Origin of the sequence: Mycobacterium appelbergii, assembly GCF_032883035.1 — a bacterium.
In the GTDB taxonomy this organism is placed as follows: domain Bacteria; phylum Actinomycetota; class Actinomycetes; order Mycobacteriales; family Mycobacteriaceae; genus Mycobacterium; species Mycobacterium appelbergii.
On the sequence record NZ_JAMQTH010000012.1, the window covers coordinates 100090 to 124049 of the forward strand.

The window sequence follows — 23960 nt, forward strand, 5'->3', positions numbered from 1 at the left end:
ACGCGTGACCGATACCGCAGACGCCACCCGCACCTCCGATGCGCGCCTGGAGCTGATGAAGCGCAGGCTCGCCGAGCGCGGCCTGGCGTCGGCAGCGCGGCGCACCGGGGACGGCGAAGCCGCCGCCACGCCGATCGATCCCACCGCGCTCTCGGACGGGCAGCGCCGGATGTGGTTCGTGCACAGCTTCGACACGAGCGGGGTACTGCTCAATGTCAGCCTGTCCTACCGGTTGACGGGTGCGGTGGACGCCGCCCGCCTGCACTCCGCGTTGAACGCGGTCGCGCACCGTCACCCGATTCTGCGAACCACCTATCACGCGGATGAAAACGGCGAACCACGGGCAACGGTCCACGACGATCTCCTGCCGACGTGGGCCGAGCACGATCTGTCCGACAAGTCCGAACGCGCCCGTCATCTCCGGCTCGAAGTGCTGGCCCAGCGTGAGTTCGGCACACCATTCGAGCTCAGCAGCGACGCGCCGTTGCGCATCACGCTGATCAGAACCGGCCCGGCCGAACACGTGATGTTGCTTGTCGCACACCACATTGCTTGGGATGACGGATCCTGGCGGGTGTTCTTCGCCGACCTGACCCGGGCATACTCCGGTGCCGACCTGCCCCCGACGCCGCGGCCGACCTCGATTGCGGCCGACACCGCAGAAGAGGATCTGACGTACTGGCGCGGCGTCCTGTCCGACCCGCCGGAACCGCTTGAGCTTCCCGGTCCCATGGGCTCGGCGGTGCCGACCAGTTTCCGGTCCCAGCGCAGCACGCTGCGGTTGTCCGCGGAGACCGTCGAGAAAGTCGCGACGCTGGCCCGCGACACCGGCTCCACTCCGTACATGGTGCTGCTGGCCGGATTCGGCGCACTCATCCACCGCTACACCCACACCGATGACTTCCTCGTCGCCACGCCGGTGATCAACCGCGAAACCGACGAGACCATCGGGTATTACGGCAATACCGTGGCGATGCGGATGCGGCCCCAGCGGTCGGCCGGGTTCCGCGACCTGGTCACCGCAACCCGCGACACCGCGCTCGGCGCGTTCGCCCACCAACGGGTGAACCTGGACCGGGTGGTGCGCGAACTGAACCCCGACCGGCGCCATGGGGCTGAGCGGATGACGCGGATCAGCTTCGGCTTCCGCGAACCCGACGGCGGCGGGTTCAGCCCCGACGGTGTCACCTGCGAACGCGCCGATCTTCGCGGCCACGTCACGCAGCTGCCGCTGGGTTTCATGGTCGAGTGGGACGCCACGGATACCGGGCAGGCCATTGTGGAGGCCGAGCATCTCACCGAGATCATCGACGCCGACCTGGCCGCCCAGATGCTGCGTCACTTCGCGGTGTTGCTGGAAGCCGCTCTCGCCGACCCCGACCGGGCACTGGCGCGCCTGGACCTGTTCTCCACCGAGGACACGCAGTGGATGCGCACGGTGGCCGCCGGTGAGCAGTTCGACACTCCGGCCACCACCCTGACCGCGCTGGTCTCCGAGCAGGCCGCCCGCACCCCGGATGCCACCGCGGTGGTCTACGAGGGGCGGCACTACAGCTACCACGAGATCAACGAATCGGCGAACCGGTTGGCGCACTGGCTGATCGGCCAGGGCATCGGCACCGAAGACCGGGTGGCGGTGTTGCTCGACAAGTCGCCCGAGTTGGTCGTCACCGCATTGGCCATCGTCAAGGCCGGTGCGGTGTACCTGCCGGTCGACCCGAGCTACCCCGAGGACCGTCTCACCTACATCCTCACCGACTCCGACCCGAAAGTGGTGTTGCGCGAGCCGGTTACCGGACTCGACGACTATCCCGCGACCGATCCGACCGATGCTGACCGTATCCGCCCGCTGCTCCCGGACAACACCGCCTACCTGATCTACACCTCGGGCTCCACCGGCCTGCCCAAGGGCGTCCCCGTGCCGCACCGCCCGATCGCGGAGTACTTCGTGTGGTTCGGCGACGACTATGGCGTGACCGAGCAGGATCGGCTACTGCAGGTCGCCTCACAGAGCTTCGACGTGTCCATCGGTGAGATCTTCGGCATGCTCTCCGCCGGTGCCCGGCTGGTGATTCCGCGGCCGGGAGGGCTCGGGGACATCGGCTACCTCACCGACCTGCTGCGCGACGAGGGCATCACCTCGATGCACTTCGTACCGTCGCTGCTCGGTCTGTTCCTGTCGTTGCCGGGCGTCAATGAGTGGCGCACGCTCGAACGGGTGCCGATCGGTGGCGAGGCGCTGCCCGGCGAGATCGCCGACAAGTTCCACGCCACGTTCGACTCCCTGTTGCACAACTTCTACGGCCCCACCGAAACGGTGCTCAACTGCACGCGATACAAGGTCGAGGGCAAACAGGGTGCGCGCATCGTGCCTATCGGCACCCCGAAGATCAACACCACGATTCATCTGCTCGACGACGCACTACAACCGGTGCCCGTCGGCGTGATCGGCGAGATCTACATCGGTGGAACACATGTCGCACCCGGTTACCATCGGCGTCCCGGCCTGACCGCGGAGCGGTTCGTCGCCGACCCGTTCACCACCGGGGGGCGGCTGTACCGATCTGGTGACCTGGCCCGGCGAAACGCCGATGGCGACATCGAGTTCGTCGGACGTGCCGACGAGCAGGTCAAGGTGCGGGGTTTCCGCATCGAACTCGGCGAGGTGGCCGCCGCGATCTCCGTCGACCCGTCGGTCGGACAGGCGGTGGTGGTGGTCAGTGACCTGCCCACGCTCGGTCGCAGCCTCGTCGCCTACGTCACGCCGGCCGCCGGTGCGGACCAGGCCGAAATCGACCGCATCCGCGCCAGGGTGTCGGCGGCGTTGCCTGAGTTCATGATCCCCGCGGCGTATGTCGCGCTCGAAGAGATCCCGATCACCGCGCACGGCAAGATCGATCGCAAGGCGCTTCCTGAGCCGGAGATCACGTCCGCCACCGAGTTCCGCGAGCCGACGACCGAAACCGAACAGCTGATGGCGGGCCTGTTTGCCGAACTGCTGGACCGTGACCGGGTGGGTGCCGACGACTCGTTCTTCGACCTCGGCGGGCACTCTCTGCTGGCCACCAAACTGGTCGCGGCGGTGCGGGCCCGCTGCGGCGTCGATGTCGGTGTGCAGGACGTTTTCGAACACGCCACGGTGTCGGGGCTGGCCGCCCACGTCGAGACCCTGCTGGCCGCGGGCGGCACGACCCGCAGGCCAGCCATCGTCGCTGTCGCCCACGACGGTCCGCTGCAGATGTCGGCCGCTCAGCTGCGGCAGTGGTTCCAGTTCCGCATCGATGGACCCAACCCGGTCAACAATGTGCCGTTCGCTGCGCGCATGACCGGCCCGGTCGATGTCGATGCACTGGTGGCCGCGGTCAACGATGTGGTCGACCGCCATGAGATCCTGCGCACCACCTACCGGGAAATCGACGGCGCGCCATTCCAGGTCGTCCATCCCAGCGCTGTTCTGTCCGTCCGGCGGGCCCGTGGTGACGGTGAGGAATGGTTGCAGCGCGAACTCGACACCGAGCGCAGGTACTGCTTCGACTTGGAAAACGACTGGCCCATCCGGGCCGCCGTGCTGTCCGCCCCAGGAGCGCACGTGCTGTCACTGGTGGTGCACCACATCGCATCCGATCACTGGTCGGCCGGTGTGCTGTTCACCGACCTGCTGAGTGCCTACCGAGCGCGACGGTCGGGTCAGCCGGTGGCGCTGCCGCCGCTGCCGGTGCAGTACGCCGACTTTGCGGCGTGGCAGGCCGAGCTGCTTGCCGACCGCGACACCGGCGCGAACAGCACTGACGCGCAGCGGGACTACTGGACCACGCAACTCGCCGGTATCGCCGAGGACAACGGGCTGCGGCCGGACTTTCCACGGCCGCCGGTGCCGACCGGCGAGGGCGATGCGCTGGAGTTCGCGATCGACGCCGGGACCCGCACCCGGCTGGTCGAGTTGACCCGTGAACTCGGGGTGACCGAGTTCATGCTGTTGCAGGCTGCTGTCGCGATCGCCTTGCACAAAGCCGGTGAGGGCACTGATATCCCGCTGGGCACTCCGGTCGCCGGGCGGACCGCACCTGAACTCGACGCGCTGATCGGGTTCTTCATCAACATCGTGGTGCTGCGCAACGACCTGTCCGGGAACCCGACACTCCGTGAGGTGCTGCGCCGGTCGCGAGAGATGGCGCTGGCCGCGTACAAGCACCAGGACCTGCCCTTCGACCGGGTCGTCGACGCGGTCAGCCCGGTGCGGTCGCTCTCGCGTAATCCGCTGTTCGGTGTGGTGGTGCACGTGCGCGAGGAACTTCCGGCCGACGTGGTGATCGACGGCGCGACTGATTCCCGTGCCGACGGTGAAACACGCTTCACCGCAATGGAGCCCACATTCGACGTGGCGCATGCGGACCTGTCGCTGAACTTCTTCGCAGAGGCCGGCGGTGGCTACAAGGGCACCGTCATCTACCGCACCGAGCTGTACGAGCGGGCCACCGCGCATCGGCTGGTGTCCTGGTTCCACCACATCATCGACGCCTTCGCAGGCAATGCGGACCAGACGTTGCGCGACATCACCGTCATCGACGGCGAAGAACGCACGCGCGTCGTCGAGGACTGGAGCCGCAAGGCGGTGCCGCCCGCGGGCCTGCCCCAGACCGACGGCGCCACGCGCGTCTACGTCCTCGACGAGTGGCTCGACCCGGTGGCCATCGGTGTCACCGGCGAGGTGTACTACGCCGGGGGTGCGGTGGACGCGGCTGCGCACCACTCCACCGGCGTGGCCGCACAGCGCTTCGTGCCCAACCCATTCGGTGCCGGGCACCTGTACCGCACGGGGGAGCGGGCCCGTTGGACCGCCGATGGGCGACTGGAGCCGATCGTCACCGGGGACGCGCGTCTGCAAGCAGAGTTGGAGACGGTGGCAGGCGTCGCCGCAGCGGCCACCCGGATCTGGGAAGTCCGGGCCGGGACGATTCTGGCCGGCTACGTGGTTCCCGAACCCGGTGTCGAGAACCTCGACACATTCGTGGAGTCGATCCGGTCCGCACTGCCTGCCGACTTCGCCGACGTGGCGATCACCGTGGTCGACGACGTCACGCCGAACACCTTGGCCCGACCCAAGATGAATGTCTCGGCGCCGAGCGAACCACCGAGCACCCCGACCGAACTGGCCCTGGCCGACATGCTCATCGAACTGCTGAGTGTCACCGAGGTCGGTCGCCACGACGACTTCTTCACCCTCGGCGGAGACAGCATCCTGGCCGTGCAGCTCGCCGCCCGCGCCAGGGACGCCGGTGTGGCGATGACCGCGCGGATGGTCTTCGAGCATCCCGAACTCGCCGAGCTTGCCGCAGCCATCGATGCCCGGGTAGGCAACGCGGACGCCGCGGCCGATACCCGTCATGCCCCGATGGCCGCGTCCGGGCTGTCGCCCGACGAACTGGCGTCACTGGCCGCGGGGTGGGGACAGACCCAGGACGAGGCACCATGACGGCAACCGGAGCACCCCCCGGCGTCGAGGACGTGCTGGCGCTGAGCCCGCTGCAACAGGGGCTGTACTCGCTGGCCGGACTGACCGAAGGCGATGACGGCGCCGATCCCTACGTCATCGCGATGGCCGCCGACATCGAGGGCGCACTCGATTCCGGGCTGCTGCGTGCCTGCGCGGAAGCGATGCTGGTGCGCCATCCGAACCTGCGCGCCAGCTTCTTTCAGGGAAACCTGAGCCGACCCGTGGCCGTCGTCCCGGTTGCCGTGGACCTGCCGTGGCGGCAGGTGAGCGCGTCCGCCGCCGACGCCGTCGCGATAGAGGCCGACGAGCGCAGCAGACGCTTCGATCTGGGCCGCGGGCCGCTGATCAGATTCCTGCTCATCGAGCAGCCCGAGCTGCGGTGGCGGCTGGTCGTGGTCGCTCACCACATCGCGATCGACGGGTGGTCGTTGCCGGTCTTCGTCGGTGAGCTCATCGCGCTGTACGGGGCCAAGGGTGATCCCACGGCGCTGCCAGGCTCGCCCCGCCCGTACCGGGACTACATCGGCTGGCTGGCCGCCAGGGACAGCGGTGCGAGCCGGGCCCGCTGGACCGCACATCTGGACGGGCTGGACACCCCGACGCTGCTGTCTCCGGCGTTGGCCGGCCGCGAAGCCCAGCCCGGACTGCCCGAGCGCACCGAGGTGACTCTCGACGAGCAGGCCTCCGCCGACATCTTCGACGCGGCCCGGTCACGCGGCGTCACGGTGAACACGCTTTTTCAGATGGCTTGGGCGGCAATCCTTTCTGCGTTCACCGACCGTACTGATGTGGTTTACGGCGTCACGGTGTCCGGCCGCCCCGACGAGTTGTCCGGCGTGGAGTCGATGGTCGGCCTGTTCATCAACACCGTCCCGTTGCGGGTTCGGCTCGACCCATCGGGACGGGTCGGGCAGCAGTGTCTTGCGCTGCAACGCGAAGCTGCAGAACTGCGCGACCACAGCTATCTCAGCCACACCGAGTTGCGGTCGCTCGGCGGGATCGGCGAGCTGTACGACACGCTGCTGGTGTACGAGAACTTCCCGCCCGGCGGCTTGGTGGGCAGCGACGAATTCGCCTTGGACGGAGCCGTATTGCGCCCGGCGGCGCTGGAGAGCCTGTCGCACTTCCCGATCACCATCGCCGCACACCCCACCCACGGCAAGCTCACCGTGCTGGTCGAAACACTCGACGGCGCACTGGGGATGCTCGACCCCGGGGCACTCGGACGGCGGGTGCTGACCGTGGTGCGACGCCTCCTGACGGCGTGGGACCGACCGCTGCGCGACGTCGCTGTCACCCTCGACGACGAGCCGGCACCCGCGGTCGCCGCCGACGTGGCGAAGCAGCGGGGCGGATTCCACACGGCCTACACCGAAAGCGCGGCAAACCGTCTGGGTTCCATCGCACTGAGTTGGGACGGTGGACGGCTCAGCTACCGCGAGCTCGACGAAGCGGCCGACCTCCTGGCGGCCGAGCTGAATCGCCGTGGAGTGCACACCGAGACGCCGGTACCGATCCGGTTACGCCGCGGACCCGACTACGTCGTGGCGATGCTCGCGGTGCTCAAGGCCGGCGGCCTGATCGTCCCGCTCGATCCGGACATGCCCGGCGAGCGCGTGGACGAGATCGTGCGGCAGACCGGCGCGACGCTCATCGTCGACGATGAGCTGTTGGCCTCTCTGCCCGCCGAGCTACCGGTTGATTACCGTCCGGCGCAGGTGCTTGAGGGCCAGGGCGCCTACATTGTCTTCACCTCGGGCACCACCGGAAAACCCAAGGGCGTCATCGGAACCCATGAGGCGTTGCTGGCCTACGGCGCAGACCACGCCCGTCAGGTGCTACGTCCGGCGGCCAAACGGCTGGGGCGGCCACTGCGCGTCGCGCACGCCTGGTCATTCACCTTCGACGCGGCGTGGCAACCGTTGGTGGCCCTGCTCGACGGGCACAGCGTGCACATCATCGGCGATGACGTCCAGCGCGACGCCGAAACTCTGGTCGAGACGATCGGGCGCTACGCGATCGACATGATCGACACCACGCCGTCGATGTTCGCGCAACTGCGCGCCGCGGGGCTGCTCTCGACCGTCCCGCTGGCCGTGCTGGCGCTGGGCGGGGAAGCCATCGACAACGCGGCCTGGCAGGGGATCCGGGCGGAGTGCGAGCGCACCTGGATGTCCGCCCACAACTGCTACGGTCCCACGGAGACCACTGTCGAGGCCGTCGTTGCGGCGATCGCCGAACACGATCGGCCGTGCATCGGCAGGCCCACCGATTCCACCTCCGCCTACGTCCTCGACGCGTGGCTGCGGCCGGTCCCCGACGGCGTCGCCGGTGAGCTGTACCTGGCCGGCGGGCAATTGACACGCGGCTACCTCGGCAGACCCGGCGAGACGGCCGGTCGGTTCGTCGCCGATCCGTTCGCCGCAGGCGCACGGATGTACCGCACCGGCGACGTGGTGCGGCGTACGCCTGCCGGGGCGATCGAATTCCTCGGCCGCAGCGACGATCAGGTCAAGATCCGCGGCTTCCGGGTGGAGCCCGGTGAGGTGGCCGCGGCGCTGCACCGGCATCCCGGTGTGCGGCACGCTCACGTCGCGGTGCGGCGCCACCACAGCGGGCCGCGGCTGCAGGCGTATGTGGTGACCGACGCTTCGGTCGCCGAACTGCGCCGCCTGCTCACCGCGACACTGCCCAGATACCTGGTGCCGCATCACATTTTCGTGATCGACGAGATTCCGCTGACCATCAACGGCAAGGTGGACGACGCTGCACTGGCCGCCATGGGCGCCGGCAGGCAGGCCGAGCGGGCCGAAGGTCCCGCAACCGACACCGAAGCCGTCCTCGCCGAGGTGCTCGCCGATGTCCTCGATGCCGGTGATCCGGAACACCTCGACGTCACCGCCGATTTCCTCGACCTCGGACTGGACAGCATCGTCGCGCTCTCGGTCGTGCAGGCGGTACGGCGCCGCGGAATTGCGCTGCGCGCACGGTTGATGCTGGACTGCTCGACCGTCCGCGAGCTCGCCGCCGCAATCGACTCCGACGAATCGGTCGGCGACGACCGGTTCGAGGAAGAGTCGGGTCCGATACCGTTGCTGCCCAACGGACGCTGGCTCTACCAGTACGGTGACCCGCGCCGGTTGGCCCAGACCGAGGCTTTCCGCCTGCCCGCAGGGACCACCCGCGAACACCTGGAAGCCGTGCTGCGCAACGTGGTCGACGGCCACGAGGTGCTGCGCAGTCGCCTGGACCGGGTCACCATGACGTTCATCGCGCACCCGGTGGGCGAGGTTCTCTCCGAAGTGGCGGTGTCGGGAGATCTGACCGCCGCGGTGTCCGAGCAGGCCGGCCACTCGGTGGAACGTATCGACCCACAACGGGGTTCGATGCTGGACGTGGTGTGGCTGCGGCACGCCGACGGAACCGACGTGCTGATCCTGACCGCTCATGTGTTGGCCCTGGATCCGGCGTCGTGGCGGATCGTGGTCGGGGAGCTGGAAACCGGTTGGCATGCAGTGACGGCCGGTAGGAACGCCACGCCCGTGCGGGAACACACGTCACTGCGGCAGTGGTCGCGTCTGCTTTCCGAGCGTGCGCTCAAGCTTGACACCTGCGATTTCTGGGAGCGCCAGTTCGAAGGTGCGGACCCCGATATCGGTGCCAGGCGCATCGACCCGGTCATAGACCGGATGGGCGATGTGACGGTCGAGATGGCCTTTGCGGATCCCGACGTCACCGCCAGGCTGCTGACCGGCCCGGTGCCCGTGACAGAGGTGCTCGCCGCGGCGACCGCCCGCGCACTGACGGGCTGGCGCAGACGCCGCGACCAGCAGACGCCTGCGGCGTTGCTGGCGTTGGAGACCTACGGCCGGGCCGACGCCGTGGTGTCAGCCGGGTTGGGCGATGACGCCCGCGAGGTCGATACCGGGGATACCGCCGGGTTGCTCAGCGTCATCTACCCGCTGCGGTTGACCGCTGATGATGCGCGCGGTGTGGCCGGTCAGGTGGCCGCGATACCCGGTGATGCGATCGACTACGGGCTGCTGCGTCATCTCCGCGAGGACACCGCCGAACGCCTTGCCGTGCACCGGGATCCGCAGGTGTTGCTGAACTACCTGGGCCGTATCGAGCTCGACGCGGGGGAGCATGCGCTGCAGCAGGACCGGGACCTGCTCGCCGGTGTGACACCCGTGCCCGAGCCCAACGTCGCAGTACGCCACGAACTCACGATCATGGCTGCGGTGATCGACCGGGACGGATCGGCGGTGCTGGGTACCCAGTGGCGCACCCTGCCCGCCATTCTGTCCGCCGCCGATGTCGCCGCATTCCAGGCGATCTGGTTGGACGCATTGCGAGAGGTAACCGAGTGAGCAGCACTGGAACACTGGCCGTCATCGGCGCCGGACCCAAGGCCATCGCGGTCGCGGCCAAGGCCGCCGAGTTGCGGGCCATGGGCGCACCCGCACCCGACGTCGTGGTCGTCGAGCGCTCCGGCGTCGCGGCCAACTGGCAGGCCGTCGGCGGCTGGACCGATGGGCAACACCGTCTGGGGACCAGTCCCGAGAAAGACGTCGGCTTCCCCTACCGCTCCGCGTTGGTGTCGCGGCGCAACGCCGAACTCGACGACCGCATGGTGCGGCACAGTTGGCAGTCGTACCTCATCGCCATCGGGCAGTTCGCCGAGTGGGTCGACCGGGGTCGGCCCGCGCCCACCCATCGTCGGTGGAGTCAGTACCTGAACTGGGTGGCCGACGGCATCGGCATGTCCGTCGTTTCCGACGAGGTCACCGAGATCGGTGTCGACGACACCCACCGATCGTGGGTATTGCGCACGCATGAGACGACGGTGCAGGCTGACGCCGTCATGGTGACCGGCCCGGGTCAGGCCGAGAGAGCCATCCTGCCCGGCAATCCGCGGGTGCTCTCGATCGCGCAGTTCTGGCATCGCGCGGCCGCCCAGGAGCTGATCTCAGCTGAGCGGGTGGCCGTGGTCGGCGGTGGCGAAACGGCGGCGACCATGCTCAACGAACTGTTCCGTCACCGGGTTTCGACCATCACCGTGATCTCCCCGCAGGTCACCCTGTTCACCCGCGGTGAGGGCTTCTTCGAGAACACCCTCTACTCCGATCCCACGCACTGGGCGGGGTTGACGCCGGCCGAGCGACGCGATGCCATGAACCGCACCGACCGTGGCGTCTTCTCGGCCCGGGTGCAGGAGGCGTTGCTCGCCGACGACCGCATCCGCCATCTGCGTGGCCGGGTCGCGCACGCGGTTGCCCGTGACGAGAAGATCCGGTTGACGCTGCAAACCGAAAGGGGCAGTGAACGTTCTGAGACCGTTCACGGATTCGACCTGGTGATCGACGGATCGGGCGCCGACGCACTGTGGTTCGTGCCGTTGCTGGCTCAGGACGCACTGGACATGCTCGAACTCGGACTCGGATCCCCCTTGACCGGTGAGCGCCTGCAGGAGTCGATCGGCTACGACCTCGCGGTGAGCGGTGTGACGCCCAAACTTTTCCTGCCGGGCCTGGCCGGTTTGAACCAGGGCCCCGGTTTTCCCAATCTCAGCTGCCTCGGACTCCTGTCGGACCGGGTGCTGGGTGCAGATCTGACGAACGACCCGACGAGGAGGCTCGATGAGTACCACCAATCCGTTCGATGACGAGAACGGAGTTTTCGTGGTCCTCGTCAACGACGAGGACCAGTACAGCCTGTGGCCGGTGTTCGCCGACGTGCCCACCGCCTGGCGGGTGGTCTTCGGGGAGAGCAGCCGCGCGGACTGCCTTGACTACATCGAGCAGAACTGGACCGACCTACGGCCCAGGAGTCTGCGGGCTGCTATGTCGCTGAACTGAGCTGTCCCTGAACTGAGCTGTCCCCGAACTGACACGGCCGGTCACGCCTACAGGGGCAGGGCGGAGTCCATGTCGAACAACCGGGCGTGCAGAATCGTGCGATTTCGCAGCGCGGCACGCACCGCCCGGTGCAGCCCGTCCTCCAGGTAGATGTCACCGTGCCACCTGACCGCGTGGGGGAACAGGTCGCCGTAGAACGTCGAATCTTCGGAGAGCAGGCGATCCAGGGCGAGCACGGTCGTCGTGGTGACCAGTTCGTCCAGTCGCAGCTGGCGGGGCGGGATACGCGACCAGTCCCGGTAGCTCAGCCCGTGCTCCGGATACGGTTTGCCCTCCATGACACCCTTGAAGATCATTACCCGACCGGCTCCGAGGGACCTGTGGGAGGTTCGACCATCGGCATAGTTGCCCAGGCTAATACTTGCCGGACTGGTTGCGATCGGTCGCCCTGAGAAACTGGTAGGCACGCGGTCGGTAAACATCCTGCTGGTCACCGTAAAATGGACGCCAAACAGGCGAGAAGGGCAGGTGAACACGTGGGTAGTGCCGATGACCGCCGCTTCGAGGTGTTGCAGGCCATCGTCGCCGATTTCGTGGCCACGCAGGAACCCATCGGTTCCAAGACCCTCGTCGAGCGGCACAACCTGGGGGTTTCCAGTGCCACCGTGCGCAACGACATGGCGGTGCTGGAGGCCGAGGGCTACATCACCCAGCCCCATACGAGTTCGGGGCGGGTGCCCACGGAGAAGGGCTACCGCGAGTTCGTCGACCGCATCGACAACGTCAAGCCGCTGTCGACCCCGGAGCGACGGGCGATTCTCAATTTCCTCGAGACCGGCGTCGACCTCGACGATGTGCTGCGCCGTGCGGTGCGTCTGCTTGCACAGTTGACCCGCCAGGTGGCCATCGTCCAGTACCCGACGCTGACCACCTCGACCGTGCGTCATCTCGAGGTCGTCGCGCTGACGCCGGCCCGCCTGCTGCTGGTGGTGATCAACGACACCGGCCGGGTCGATCAGCGCATCGTGGAACTCGGCGACGCCATCGACGAACATGAACTGGCGAAACTGCGGGAGATGCTCGGCCAGGCGCTGGAGGGCAAACCGTTGACGACGGCCTCGATCGCCGTGTCGGATCTGGCCAGCCACCTCAACGGCACCGGCGGCCTGGCCGACGCCATCGGTCGCTCTGCCACAGTGCTGGTCGAGACGTTGGTCGAGCACACCGAGGAACGGCTGCTGCTGGGCGGCACCGCGAACCTGACCCGAAACACGGCCGATTTCGGCGGCTCGCTGCGTTCGGTGTTGGAGGCGCTCGAGGAGCAGGTGGTCGTGTTGCGACTGTTGGCGGTCCAGCAGGAAGCCGGCAAAGTCACGGTCCGCATCGGACACGAAACCGAGGCCGAGCAGATGGCGGGCACATCGGTGGTCAGCACCACCTACGGGAGTTCAGGCAAGGTGTATGGCGGAATGGGTGTGGTAGGCCCCACTCGGATGGACTATCCGGGAACTATCGCTAATGTCGCTGCGGTTGCTCTCTACATAGGTGAAGTCCTAGGTAGCCGATGAGCACAGCGAAGAGGACGAACAGCAACCGCCGCTGAGCGGCATTCGAAAGGTCTGGCGTGGCACGCGATTATTACGGCTTGCTCGGAGTGAGCAACGGCGCGAGTGATTCGGAGATCAAACGCGCATATCGACGACTGGCGCGGGAACTGCATCCCGACGTCAATCCCGATGCGCAAGCCCAGGCTCGGTTCACCGAGATCCAGGTCGCCTACGAGGTGCTCAGTGATCCGGAGAAGCGCCGGATCGTGGACATGGGTGGCGATCCGATGGAGTCGGTGGGCGGTGCGCCCAACGGGTTCAGCGGGTTCGGCGGCCTCGGAGATGTGTTCGAGGCGTTCTTCGGTGGCGGTCCGTCGGCCCGCGGGCCGATCGGGCGGGTGCGGCCCGGAGCGGATTCACTCCTGCGGATGCGTCTCGACCTGGAGGAGTGCGCGACCGGTGTGACCAAGCAGGTGACCGTCGACACCGCGGTGCTGTGCGACCTGTGTCAGGGCAAGGGCACCAACGGCAATTCGGCGCCGGCCACCTGCGATACGTGCGACGGCCGGGGTGAGATCCAGACCGTGCAGCGTTCGCTGCTCGGTCAGGTGATGACGTCACGGCCCTGCCCGGTCTGCGGCGGCGTGGGCGAAGTGATCCCCGACCCGTGCCACCGCTGCGGTGGTGACGGCCGGGTACGGGCCCGCCGCGAGATCAGCGTCAAGATCCCGGCAGGTGTCGGCGACGGCATGCGGGTGCGGCTGGCCGCACAGGGCGAGGTGGGTCCCGGTGGCGGACCGGCGGGCGACCTGTACGTCGAGGTGCACGAGAAGCAGCACCCCACCTTTGTCCGCGATGGCGACGACCTGCACTGCACGGTCTCGGTACCGATGGTCGACGCCGCGTTGGGCACCACGGTCACGGTCGAGGGGATCCTCGAAGGCGAGACCGACATCGTCGTCGCCGCAGGCACCCAGCCCGGTTCGGTGACCACCTTGCGCGGGCACGGGATGCCGCATCTGCGTTCGGGTGTGCGGGGTGACCTGCACGCCCACATCGACGTGGTGGTGCCGTCACGGCTCGATCACGCCGATGTCGAACTGCTGACCAAGCTCAAGGAGAACCGCGCCCGCGACGTCGCCGAGGTGCGATCGACTCAGGCCGCGGCCGGGCCGGGTGGCCTGTTCAGCCGGTTGCGCGAGACCTTCTCCGGCCGCTGACGGCCGTGAGCGCAGCGCTTTTCTACGTCGACGCGCTGCCCGGCGCCGGCGAACTGGTGACGGTCGACGGCGACGAAGGATTCCACGCCGCCAATGTCCGGCGAATTCGCATCGGTGAGGAGATCGATCTCAGCGACGGTGCGGGCCGGCTCGCCCACTGCGTGGTCGAGGACACCGGAAAAGGCAGGCTGTCGGCGCGCATACACACCGTCGGCACCGTGGCACCGGCTGTCCCGCCCGTGACGGTGGTGCAGGCGCTCCCGAAGTCGGATCGCTCGGAATTGGCCGTCGAACTGGCCACCGAGGCCGGTGCCGATGTCTTCGTGGCGTGGCAGGCCGCGCGCTGCGTGGCCCGGTGGGACGGCCCGAAGGTGGACAAGGGGCTGCGCCGTTGGGGAGCGGTGGCCCGGTCGGCGGCCCGCCAATCCCGCCGCGCATACATTCCGACCATCGACGGGGTGGTGTCGACGACGGAGCTCGTGCGGTGGACCGCTGATTCCGTGGCGGCCGGCGCGGTGGTGCTGGCGTTGCACGAATCGGCGACGGAGCCGATCACTGAGCTTCCGTTGACCCAGGCTGACTCCCTGACTCTGATCGTCGGCCCCGAAGGCGGCATCGCCGATGCGGAGATCACCGCGCTGACCGGGGCGGGGGCGCGGTCGGTGCGGCTGGGGCCGACGGTGCTGCGGACATCGACCGCAGCAGCGGTCGCCCTGGGCGCGATCGGTGCGCTGACACCGCGATGGGGGCGGTAGGCCCGCGTGTTGGGTTAACCATTGGGACGTGTTACTGACCAGCGGTAAACTGGGAGCAACTTCGTCAAAAGAGCACAGAAAGCAGGCAAGAAGCCCCACGTGACGCCCCGCGAGACGACCGCTGACTCGTCGGCCCCTACCTCCGTATCGGTCCGCAGCAGCATCACTGTTCCGCCCGATATCATCGTGGGCCTGCTTGGTTCGGCCGACGAGAATTTACGAACACTCGAGCGGGTCCTGACCGCCGACATCCACGTGCGTGGCAATGAGGTGACCCTGTCCGGGGCGGCTGCCGATGTGGCCCTCGCCGAACGGGCGGTCACCGAATTGATCGCCGTGGCCTCCAGTGGGCAGTCGGTGACCCCCGATGCCGTGCGGCGCAGCGTCGCGATCCTCACCGGCAGTGAGGACGAGTCGCCCGCCGAGGTGCTCACGCTGGACATCCTGTCCCGGCGTGGCAAGACCATCCGGCCCAAGACCCTCAACCAGAAGCGCTACGTCGACGCCATCGACGCGCACACCGTCGTGTTCGGCATCGGGCCTGCAGGCACCGGCAAGACGTATCTGGCGATGGCCAAGGCCGTCAACGCGCTACAGACCAAGCAGGTCAACCGCATCATCCTGACCCGGCCCGCGGTGGAGGCCGGTGAACGCCTCGGTTTCCTGCCAGGGACGCTGATCGAGAAGATCGATCCCTATCTGCGCCCGCTCTATGATGCCCTCCACGACATGATGGATCCCGAGGCGATCCCGAACCTGTTGAGCGCCGGGGTGATTGAGGTTGCACCGCTGGCCTTCATGCGGGGTCGCACGTTAAATGACGCCTTCATCATCCTCGACGAGGCACAGAACACCACCGCCGAGCAGATGAAGATGTTTTTGACCCGGCTGGGTTTCGGGTCGAAAGTCGTTGTGACGGGCGATATCACGCAGGTCGACCTGCCCGGCGGTGCGACTTCGGGCCTGCGCGCAGCGATGCATGTTCTCGACGGCATCGATGACATTCACTTCGCCGAGCTCACGAGTGCCGATGTGGTCCGGCACCGGTTGGTGTCCGAGATTGTCGACGCGTACGCGCGCCACGAGGATCCGGCATCGCTGAACCGGGATCACCGTCGTTCGTCGAGTGGGCGGCCCAGGCGATGAGTATCGAGGTTTCCAACGAATCGGGAATCGACGTCTCAGAGTCTGAACTGATCAGTGTGGCGCGGTTCGTCATCGCCAAGATGGATGTGCATCCCGCAGCGGAACTTTCGATGGTCCTGTTGGGCAGCGCGGCCATGGCGGATCTGCACATGCGGTGGATGGACCTGCCCGGGCCCACCGATGTGATGAGCTTCCCGATGGACGAGCTCGAACCTGGCGGCAGGCCGGACTCGCCGGAATCCGGGCCGGCGATGCTCGGCGACATCGTGCTGTGCCCGGAGTTCGCCGAACAGCAGGCTGCCAAGGCCGGACATTCGCTGGGCCATGAGCTTGCGCTGCTGACCGTGCACGGGGTTCTGCATCTGCTGGGCTATGACCATGCCGAACCGGACGAGGAAAAAGAGATGTTCGCGCTGCAGCGGCAGCTGCTGGAGGAATGGGTGGCCGATCAGGTGCAGGCCTACCACGTCGAACGCCAGACCGAGAAGGACCAGCGCTTGCTGGACAAGTCCCGATACTTCGACGAATCGTGACCGGACTCGCCCCACTGCTCGGCGCCATCGCGCTCGTCGTGTTCGGCGGCTTGTTCGCCGCCATCGATGCCGCATTGTCGACGGTGTCGATCGCCCGCATCGACGAACTGGTCCGCGATGAACGTCCGGGCGCGATCCGGTTGGCCAGAGTGGTCGCCGAACGGCCTCGCTACATCAATCTCGTTGTGTTGCTGCGCATCACGTGTGAGGTGAGCGCGACGGTGTTGTTGGTCGCCTACCTCGACGGTCATCTCGGCGTGAGCTGGGGCCTGGTCGCCGCGGCGGTGATCATGGTGGTGACCAGCTTCGTGGCGATGGGAGTCGGCCCCCGGACCGTGGGCCGGCAGAACGCGTACACCATTGCGTTGGTGTCCGCGCTTCCCCTGCAGGCGATTTCGGTGCTGCTCACCCCGATCAGCCGGCTGCTGGTGCTGATCGGCAATGCGGTGACTCCCGGGAGGGGCTTCCGTAACGGTCCGTTCGCGTCGGAGATCGAGCTTCGTGAGGTGGTCGACCTGGCGCAGCAGCGCGGGGTGGTCGCCGACGAGGAACGCCGGATGATCCAGTCGGTCTTCGAACTCGGCGATACCCCCGCGCGTGAGGTGATGGTGCCGCGCACCGAGATGGTGTGGATTGAATCTGACAAGACTGCCGGCCAGGCCACCTCTCTGGCGGTGCGCAGCGGGCATTCGCGCATCCCGGTGGTGGGCGAGAACGTCGACGACATCGTCGGTGTGGTGTATCTGAAGGATCTCGTCCAGCAGACGTATTACTCCACCAACGGTGGTCGTGACACCACGGTGGCCCAGGTGATGCGCTCGGCGGTGTTCGTGCCGGACTCCAAGCCGCTCGACGAACTGCTCAACGAGATGCAGCGCGACCGTAACCACATGGCACTGCTGGTCGACGAGTACGGCGCCACCGCGGGCCTGGTGACCATCGAGGATGTCCTCGAGGAGATCGTCGGGGAGATCGTCGACGAGTACGACGCCGGTGAGGTCGTACCGGTGGAAGACCTGGGCGAGCGGCAGTTCCGCGTCTCGGCGCGGTTGCCGATCGAGGATCTCGCGGAGCTCTACGACCTTGATCTGGACGAGGATCTCGACGTGGACACCGTCGGCGGTCTGGTGGCCTTCGAACTGGGCCGGGTGCCGCTACCCGGTGCCGAGGTGACGTGGGAAGGCCTGCGGCTGTGCGCCGAGGGTGGATCGGATCACCGCGGCCGGGTGCGTATCGGCACGGTTCTGGTCAGCCCGGCCGATCCCGTGGAACAGGACGCGACCCGGACCCGAGGAGAACAGGACAACGATGACTGAACTGGACGCCGAGGACACGAAACTCGTGGTGCTCGCTCGCGGCGCGATGGGCCGGGCCGAGGCGTCCAGCGGGGCCGCGGTGCGCGACCAGGATGGTCGCACCTACGCCGGTGCTCCGGTCGCCCTGGTGGCGTTGCAGTTGACCGCATTGCAGGCGGCGGTGGCCGCGGCGGTGTCCAGCGGTGCGACCGGCCTGGAAGCTGCAGTGCTCGTCGGTGGTTCGGACGCCGACGCGGGCGTGGCTGCTGTGCAAGAACTTTCGGCCGACGCCGTCGTGATCGTGACCGACCGGACAGGAAAACCGTTATGAGCGAATTCCGGTCCGGCTTCGTCTGCTTCGTCGGCCGGCCCAACACCGGGAAGTCGACGTTGACGAACGCGCTGGTCGGCAGCAAGGTCGCGATCACCTCCAACCGTCCGCAGACCACGCGGCACACCATCCGCGGCATCATGCACCGGGAGGACTTCCAGGTGATCCTGGTCGACACCCCGGGCCTGCACCGGCCGCGCACCCTGCTGGGGCAGCGGCTCAACGACCTGGTCAAGGACACCTACTCCGAGGTCGACGTGATCGGCCTGTGCATCCCCGCCGACGAGGCGATCGGGCCCGGCGACCGGTGGATCTATGAGCAGATCCGCGCGATGGCACCGAGGACGACGCTCGTCGCGATCGTCACCAAGATCGACAAAGTGTCCAAGGAACGCCTCGCCGCCCAGCTGATGTCGGTGAGTGAATTGGTCGGCGGAGGCGAGGAGCAGTCAGGCACCGGTGCCGACGTCGAGATCGTTCCGGTCTCGGCCACCTCCGGCGAGCAGCTCGATGTGCTCACCGACGTGCTCGTTGCGCAACTGCCACCCGGCCCGGCGTATTACCCCGATGGTGAACTCACCGACGAGCCGGAGGAAGTTCTGATGGCCGAGCTGATCCGCGAGGCCGCCCTGGAAGGGGTGCGCGACGAACTGCCGCACTCGCTGGCCGTGGTCATCGACGAGGTCGAACCCCGCGAGGGCCGTGACGATCTCATCGACGTGCGCGCCATCCTGTACGTCGAACGGGACAGCCAGAAGGGCATCGTGATCGGTAAGCGCGGTGCCAGGCTGCGTGAGGTCGGCACCGCAGCGCGGATCCAGATCGAGAAGCTGCTCGGCACCAAGGTCTACCTCGAGCTGCGGGTCAAGATCGCCAAGAACTGGCAGCGTGACCCGAAACAACTTGGTCGCCTGGGTTTCTGATCACGGGCGACGCTCGAGGGCATTGACCGCGGCGGCCGCCTGCGACGCGTCGTAGTCATCCGGCGCGGTGCTCGGCGCCGATGTCACCGCGTGGCCGTCGCGGGTGTTCCACCACACCGTCGGTTGTTTGACGGTCCACCCGGTGATCGCCTCTAGTTCGGCGGCCAACGAGATCAGCAGCGGTTCACTGTTGGCCGGACCCATCAACTGCACCCCGATCGGCAACCCGTCGGAGGTGAAGCCGGCCGGAACGCTGATCGACGGCCATCCCAGCAGATTCCACGGCCACGTCGCCGGGCACGCCGCAATCGCGCTGCGTTCGGTGGCGTACCAGCCGCGCCGGTCGAATTCGTGGATCAGTGGCGGGGGCTGCGCCGTGGTGGGGGCGACGATGACGTCGACGAGGTTGAAGATCCACGCGACGCGTCGTTGCGCCCGGGCTTCGTGGGCGCGGGCCTTGCGCAGCACGTTCTCCGATAGCAGCCGGCCGATCCGCATGTTGGTGACCGTGCGGTCGTCGTAGTCGAGATCACCGAGCCGGTCGGCCCAATCGAGCAGCCCGGCGGTGGAACGCGCCAGGAAGTCCAACGACATCCGTGCGCTGTACTGGGGGTCCTTGGTGATGACGGAGTGGCCCAGCTGTTCGAGTTGGGTACCGACGGTCTGCAGGGCTGCCCGGATCTCCGGGTGCAGCTTCGCCCGGAAGCCGGTGAACGGAAACTTCGTCGACATCGCCACCCGCAGCGGTCCCGGGGCGCGGCCGACGTGCTCGGCGGCCTGGATCGGCGGCGGTTTGTGGAGATCGCCGTCGGCGTTGCCGGATACCGCGTCGAGCACCAGCGCCGCGTCGGTGACGGTGCGGGCCAGCACTCCGTTGACGGTGATGCCGTTGAAGGCCTCCGGCAGCGGCCACGTGGAGATGCGGCCGCGCTGCGGTTTGATGCCGACCAGATGTGTCCAGGCGGCCGGAATGCGGATACTGCCAGCGCCGTCGGAGCCGATCGCGGCGCTGATCAGACCCGCCGCCACGGCAGCCGCGCTGCCTCCGGAGGAACCTCCCGGACTGTGCTTGCGCGACCAGGGGTTGCGGGTGTGGCCGAACGACGGGCCTGCGGTGAACGGCCACTGGCCCAGCTCGCACGTGTTGGTCTTGCCGATGATGATCGCGCCTGCGGCCCGCAGCCGGCGCACCACCTCGGCGTCGCCGGTGGCCGGGCGGGCGTAGGCGTCGGTGCCGAACCGGGTGGGTACGCCCGCGACGTCGACGTCGTCTTTGACCGCGATGGGAATGCCGAGCAGCGGCAGTTGTTTGCCGGCCGCGCGCTTGCGGTCGGCTTCGGCGGCGTCGCGCAGCGCCTGCTCGGTGAGTACCACCCGGAACGCGTTGAGGGTGGACTGGCTGGCGGCGATCGCGTGCAGCGATCGGCGCACCAGATCGTCAGAAGTGGCGGCGCCACTGGCGAGTTGGTAGAGCTGGTTGGTAAGGGTCGGAAAGGTCGAATCGCAAGCCGTAGATTTGCCCATCACTTTCGAGGATATCGGCGGTGCGTCCCGGGATCTGTCAGGCCACGATGAGAGACTGTTTCGATGCGGCTGTATCGGGACCGGGCGGTGGTGGTGCGCCAGCACAAGCTCGGTGAGGCCGACCGGATCGTCACCCTGCTGACCCGCGACCACGGATTGGTGCGCGCGGTGGCCAAGGGGGTGCGCCGTACCCGCAGCAAGTTCGGCGCCAGGTTGGAGCCGTTTGCCCACATCGATGTGCAGCTGCACCCCGGTCGTAATCTCGACATCGTCACCCAGGTGCAGGCCATCGACGCGTTCGCGTCCGACATCGTCAGCGACTACGGCCGCTATACCTGTGCGTGCGCGGTGCTGGAGACCGCCGAGCGGCTTTCCGGTGAGGAGCGCGCACCGATGCCTGACCTGCACCGGCTCACCGTGGCGGCCCTGCGAGCGGTGGCCGACGGCCGCCGGGCCCGGGAACTGGTGCTGGATTCCTACCTGTTGCGGGCGATGACGATCGCCGGGTGGGCGCCTGCACTGACCGAATGCGCCCGGTGCGCGGCACCCGGCCCGCACCGTGCGTTTCATGTCGCCGCAGGCGGCAGTGTGTGCGTGCACTGCAGGCCCAGCGGGTCCAGTACCCCGCCGCAGCCCGTCCTCGAATTGATGGCGGCCCTCAATGACGGTGATTGGGAGTACGCCGAGACGTCGTCGTCGGGGCACCGCAGTCAGGCCAGCGGGCTGATCGCCGCGCACCTGCAGTGGCATCTGGAACGTCAGCTGCGGACATTGCCTCTGGTGGAGCGGGTCTACCGGATCGATCGCACAGTCGCCGATCAGCGGGCGGCGTTGGTCGGGCAGGATATGGCGCATGGCTTTGAAGCGGGACGGGAAGCGGGACAAGACCACCTACCCACAGCTGCCCCCGGCGCCTGACGACTATCCGACCTTCCCGGACACGTCGACCTGGCCCGTTGTCTTCCCGGCGCTTCCGCCCAGAACCAACGGTAAATTCTCCCGCCCGCCGCAGCACACCTCGAAGGCCGTCGCGCCGCAGATCCCGGCCGACCAGGTGCCCAACCACGTCGCGGTGGTCATGGACGGCAACGGACGCTGGGCCAACCAGCGCGGCCTGGGCCGTACCGAGGGGCACAAGATGGGCGAAGCGGTGCTCATCGACATCACCTGCGGCGCCATCGAACTCGGAATCAAACATCTCAGTGTGTATGCGTTCTCGACGGAAAACTGGAAGCGCAGCACCGAGGAGGTGCGGTTTCTCATGGGCTTCAACCGCGAGGTGGTGCGCCGCCGGCGGGAGAACCTCGACGCGATGGGAGTGAACATGCGTTGGGTCGGGTCCCGGCCCAAGATGTGGCGCAGCGTGATCAAGGAATTCGACATTGCCGAGGAGATGACCGTCGGCAATGACGTCATCACCGTCAACTACTGCGTCAACTACGGTGGCCGCACCGAGATCGTCGAGGCGGCCAGGGCGCTTGCCGAGGAAGCCGCGGACGGCAAGCTCAATCCGAGCCGCATCAGCGAGGCCGCGTTCGCCAAACACCTGCACCGCCCGGACATCCCCGACGTGGATCTGTTCATCCGGACCTCGGGGGAGCAGCGGGCCAGCAACTTCCTGTTGTGGCAGGCCGCCTACGCCGAGTTCGTCTTCCAGGACAAGCTGTGGCCCGACTACGACCGTCGCGACCTCTGGGCGGCCTGCGAGGAATACGTCAGCCGCAATCGGCGATTCGGGAGGGCCTGACATGGAACTCACTGCCCGTATCGGTGCCGTGCTCGAGGAGATCCTGCCGATCACCCGGGAGGAGGACGGCGCGGTGACTGTGCATCACGACGGGACGTTCGCCTCACTACGGGTGGTCACCATCGCCGAGGGGTTGGAGATGGTGTCGCTGACGCAGGTGGTGGCCTGGGACCTGCCGTTGGACGCCAAGCTGCGGGCCAGTGTCGCCCGGCACGCGCACAACACCTTGGTCGGCACGGTGTCGCTGGCCGAGAAGGCCGGTCAGAGCACCGCCAAGCGCAATGCCAAGAAGACCGGGGATGTGCTGCTGCGCTACAACTTTCCAGCGGCCGGCCTGTCCGATGAGGCGTTGCGCACGTTGATCCTGATGGTGCTGGCCACCGGCGCCGATGTGCGGCGGGATCTCACCTCGTGACCGAAGCGGTGATCCGCATCGTTGCCGCCGTGGTCCTGAATGAACGCAACCATGTCCTGGTGGTCCGTAAGCGCGGCACGTCGTCGTTCATGCAACCCGGCGGGAAGATCGAACCGGGAGAAGAACCGCTGCAGGCGCTGATCCGGGAGGTCGCCGAGGAACTCGGTGCGGGCGTGAATCCATCGAGTGTGCGGTCACTCGGGGACTACCGCGCCGCGGCGGCCAACGAACCCGGCCATGTCGTCGAGGCCAAGCTGTACCTGGTGAGCCTCGACGGTGAGCCGCATCCGGCAGCCGAGATCGAGGAGCTGGCGTGGGTGGATCCGCAATCGCCCGGTGTTATCGAACTCGCGCCGTTGACCCGGCATACGGTTCTCGCGCTGGTGCGGTCGTGATCTAGTCGTCCGAGTCGCACTCCCCGCAGATCCCGAAGATCTCGATGGTGTGGCTGACGTCGGAGAATCCGTGCTCGCGTGCGACGTCGGCGGCCCAGGTCTCGACGTGGCGCCCGGACACCTCGACGGTGGAGCCGCAGGACCGGCACACCAGGTGATGGTGATGATGCTCCGAGCAACGCCGGTACACCGATTCGCCGGTGTCGGTGCGCAGCGTGTCGACAACCCCGGAATTGGCCATCGTCTGCAAGGTGCGGTACACGGTGGTCAGGCCGATGCCCTGGCCGCGGCGGCGCAGCTCGTCATGTAGTTCCTGGGCGGAACGGAACCCCTCGGTCTCGTTCAGCAGGTCAGCGATAGCGGCCCGCTGCCGGGTGGACCGGACCGCGCCCGTCACCGCTGATCCTCACCGGCGTGCTCGACAGCGTCGACGACGATGTGCGCCAGGTGGTGGTCGACGAGCCGGTAGAGCACTTCGCGCCCGGCCCGCTCACTGGCCACCACGCCGGCCTGCTTGAGGATCCGCAGATGTTGGCTGACCAGCGGCTGGGCCACGTCGAGGGCGTCCACCAACTCGTGCACGCACCGCGCCGACTGCTGCAGCTGGAGAACGATCGCAATCCGCAGTGGGGCGGCCAGCGCGCGCAGCAGTTCACCGGCGGTGTCGAGAACCTCGCGCGGCGGCAACTCGGGTGCGGGCGCGCTGTCGTGCTGGTGCGCGTCGTCGTGGTGCTCGTCCGCCATACTGGAAATCGTTTTCATTATGGGCCACAATAC

Annotated in this window: 20 protein-coding genes; 16 read left to right on the forward strand and 4 right to left on the reverse strand. The window is 67.5% G+C overall.

Annotated elements, in window-relative coordinates; genetic code table 11:
• Positions 1-4 precede the first annotated feature (4 nt).
• Genes M1247_RS25610 through M1247_RS25625 form a run of 4 tightly spaced genes read left to right on the forward strand, consistent with a single transcriptional unit; the run spans position 5 to position 11352 of the window.
• Positions 5-5473: a non-ribosomal peptide synthetase gene (locus M1247_RS25610; protein WP_317159215.1), complete on the forward strand. Its 5469-nt coding sequence runs from the start codon at positions 5-7 to the stop codon at positions 5471-5473.
• On the forward strand, positions 5470-9864 hold the full coding sequence (locus tag M1247_RS25615) for a non-ribosomal peptide synthetase (protein ID WP_317159216.1): 4395 nt from the start codon (positions 5470-5472) through the stop codon (positions 9862-9864). Before M1247_RS25610 ends, M1247_RS25615 begins: the two co-directional genes overlap by 4 nt.
• Positions 9861-11159, forward strand: coding sequence for an NADPH-dependent L-lysine N(6)-monooxygenase MbtG (gene mbtG, locus M1247_RS25620; protein WP_317159217.1), 1299 nt, complete (start codon positions 9861-9863; stop codon positions 11157-11159). Before M1247_RS25615 ends, mbtG begins: the two co-directional genes overlap by 4 nt.
• Positions 11134-11352, forward strand: a complete 219-nt coding sequence (locus M1247_RS25625) for an MbtH family protein (protein ID WP_317159218.1) — start codon at positions 11134-11136, stop codon at positions 11350-11352. The genes mbtG and M1247_RS25625 overlap by 26 nt, the downstream gene beginning before the upstream one ends.
• A 47-nt stretch (positions 11353-11399) precedes the next feature.
• Here M1247_RS25625 and M1247_RS25630 read toward each other — a convergent pair whose 3' ends face one another.
• On the reverse strand, positions 11400-11708 hold the full coding sequence (locus tag M1247_RS25630) for a type II toxin-antitoxin system VapB family antitoxin (RefSeq protein WP_317159219.1): 309 nt from the start codon (positions 11706-11708) through the stop codon (positions 11400-11402).
• A gap of 180 nt (positions 11709-11888) precedes the next feature.
• Here M1247_RS25630 and hrcA point away from each other — a divergent pair, with 180 nt between their 5' ends.
• From hrcA to era, 8 genes are all read left to right on the forward strand, one after another.
• Positions 11889-12920, forward strand: coding sequence for a heat-inducible transcriptional repressor HrcA (hrcA, locus tag M1247_RS25635; RefSeq protein WP_317159220.1), 1032 nt, complete (start codon positions 11889-11891; stop codon positions 12918-12920).
• 56 nt (positions 12921-12976) lie between these two features.
• Entirely contained in the window at positions 12977-14119 is a 1143-nt protein-coding gene (dnaJ, locus tag M1247_RS25640; RefSeq protein ID WP_317159221.1) for a molecular chaperone DnaJ, read from the forward strand.
• Between the two features lie 5 nt (positions 14120-14124).
• Positions 14125-14874 (forward strand): 16S rRNA (uracil(1498)-N(3))-methyltransferase, encoded by a 750-nt coding sequence (locus tag M1247_RS25645; RefSeq protein WP_317159222.1) that lies wholly within the window; start codon positions 14125-14127, stop codon positions 14872-14874.
• Positions 14875-14973: 99 nt separating this feature from the next.
• The gene (locus tag M1247_RS25650; RefSeq protein WP_317159223.1) at positions 14974-16020 is read left to right on the forward strand and encodes a PhoH family protein; all 1047 of its coding nucleotides are present in this window, start codon (positions 14974-14976) and stop codon (positions 16018-16020) included.
• The gene (gene ybeY / locus M1247_RS25655; RefSeq protein WP_317159224.1) at positions 16017-16553 is read left to right on the forward strand and encodes an rRNA maturation RNase YbeY; all 537 of its coding nucleotides are present in this window, start codon (positions 16017-16019) and stop codon (positions 16551-16553) included. The genes M1247_RS25650 and ybeY overlap by 4 nt, the downstream gene beginning before the upstream one ends.
• Entirely contained in the window at positions 16550-17869 is a 1320-nt protein-coding gene (locus tag M1247_RS25660) for a hemolysin family protein (RefSeq protein ID WP_317159225.1), read from the forward strand. The genes ybeY and M1247_RS25660 overlap by 4 nt, the downstream gene beginning before the upstream one ends.
• Complete coding sequence (locus M1247_RS25665) at positions 17862-18179, forward strand: cytidine deaminase-like protein (RefSeq protein ID WP_317159226.1); 318 nt, start codon at positions 17862-17864, stop codon at positions 18177-18179. Before M1247_RS25660 ends, M1247_RS25665 begins: the two co-directional genes overlap by 8 nt.
• Positions 18176-19102, forward strand: a complete 927-nt coding sequence (era, locus tag M1247_RS25670) for a GTPase Era (protein WP_317159227.1) — start codon at positions 18176-18178, stop codon at positions 19100-19102. Before M1247_RS25665 ends, era begins: the two co-directional genes overlap by 4 nt.
• Here the strand turns inward: era and M1247_RS25675 are convergent, their stop codons facing one another.
• Entirely contained in the window at positions 19103-20626 is a 1524-nt protein-coding gene (locus M1247_RS25675; RefSeq protein ID WP_317159228.1) for an amidase, read from the reverse strand.
• 63 nt (positions 20627-20689) lie between these two features.
• Between M1247_RS25675 and recO the strand changes: the two genes are divergently transcribed.
• Genes recO through M1247_RS25695 form a run of 4 tightly spaced genes read left to right on the forward strand, consistent with a single transcriptional unit; the run spans position 20690 to position 23183 of the window.
• A complete protein-coding gene (gene recO / locus M1247_RS25680; RefSeq protein WP_317159229.1) occupies positions 20690-21544 on the forward strand; it encodes a DNA repair protein RecO in 855 nt (284 codons plus the stop codon).
• Positions 21480-22373 (forward strand): decaprenyl diphosphate synthase, encoded by an 894-nt coding sequence (locus M1247_RS25685; protein WP_458695253.1) that lies wholly within the window; start codon positions 21480-21482, stop codon positions 22371-22373. Before recO ends, M1247_RS25685 begins: the two co-directional genes overlap by 65 nt.
• A 1-nt stretch (position 22374) precedes the next feature.
• Positions 22375-22788 carry a hypothetical protein gene (locus tag M1247_RS25690; protein WP_317159230.1) on the forward strand — a complete coding sequence of 138 codons (414 nt, stop codon included), beginning with the start codon at positions 22375-22377 and terminating at the stop codon, positions 22786-22788.
• Positions 22785-23183, forward strand: coding sequence for an NUDIX hydrolase (locus M1247_RS25695; protein ID WP_317159231.1), 399 nt, complete (start codon positions 22785-22787; stop codon positions 23181-23183). The genes M1247_RS25690 and M1247_RS25695 overlap by 4 nt, the downstream gene beginning before the upstream one ends.
• A 1-nt stretch (position 23184) precedes the next feature.
• Here M1247_RS25695 and M1247_RS25700 read toward each other — a convergent pair whose 3' ends face one another.
• Both M1247_RS25700 and M1247_RS25705 read right to left on the reverse strand, forming a co-directional pair.
• Positions 23185-23580 (reverse strand): Fur family transcriptional regulator, encoded by a 396-nt coding sequence (locus M1247_RS25700; protein WP_317159232.1) that lies wholly within the window; start codon positions 23578-23580, stop codon positions 23185-23187.
• On the reverse strand, positions 23577-23945 hold the full coding sequence (locus M1247_RS25705) for an ArsR/SmtB family transcription factor (RefSeq protein WP_317159233.1): 369 nt from the start codon (positions 23943-23945) through the stop codon (positions 23577-23579). Before M1247_RS25705 ends, M1247_RS25700 begins: the two co-directional genes overlap by 4 nt.
• Positions 23946-23960 lie beyond the last annotated feature (15 nt).

Excerpts from the sequence above, each read along its gene's own strand:
- M1247_RS25625 (WP_317159218.1), top strand. The coding sequence starts at position 11,134 with ATGAGTACCACCAATCCGTTCGATGACGAGAACGGAGTTTTCGTGGTC.
- ybeY (WP_317159224.1), top strand. The coding sequence starts at position 16,017 with ATGAGTATCGAGGTTTCCAACGAATCGGGAATCGACGTCTCAGAGTCT.
- M1247_RS25665 (WP_317159226.1), top strand. The coding sequence starts at position 17,862 with ATGACTGAACTGGACGCCGAGGACACGAAACTCGTGGTGCTCGCTCGC.
- M1247_RS25615 (WP_317159216.1), top strand. The coding sequence starts at position 5,470 with ATGACGGCAACCGGAGCACCCCCCGGCGTCGAGGACGTGCTGGCGCTG.
- M1247_RS25705 (WP_317159233.1), bottom strand. The coding sequence starts at position 23,945 with ATGAAAACGATTTCCAGTATGGCGGACGAGCACCACGACGACGCGCAC.
- era (WP_317159227.1), top strand. The coding sequence starts at position 18,176 with ATGAGCGAATTCCGGTCCGGCTTCGTCTGCTTCGTCGGCCGGCCCAAC.
- M1247_RS25690 (WP_317159230.1), top strand. The coding sequence starts at position 22,375 with ATGGAACTCACTGCCCGTATCGGTGCCGTGCTCGAGGAGATCCTGCCG.
- M1247_RS25675 (WP_317159228.1), bottom strand. The coding sequence starts at position 20,626 with ATGGGCAAATCTACGGCTTGCGATTCGACCTTTCCGACCCTTACCAAC.
- recO (WP_317159229.1), top strand. The coding sequence starts at position 20,690 with ATGCGGCTGTATCGGGACCGGGCGGTGGTGGTGCGCCAGCACAAGCTC.
- M1247_RS25685 (WP_458695253.1), top strand. The coding sequence starts at position 21,480 with ATGGCTTTGAAGCGGGACGGGAAGCGGGACAAGACCACCTACCCACAG.
- M1247_RS25630 (WP_317159219.1), bottom strand. The coding sequence starts at position 11,708 with ATGATCTTCAAGGGTGTCATGGAGGGCAAACCGTATCCGGAGCACGGG.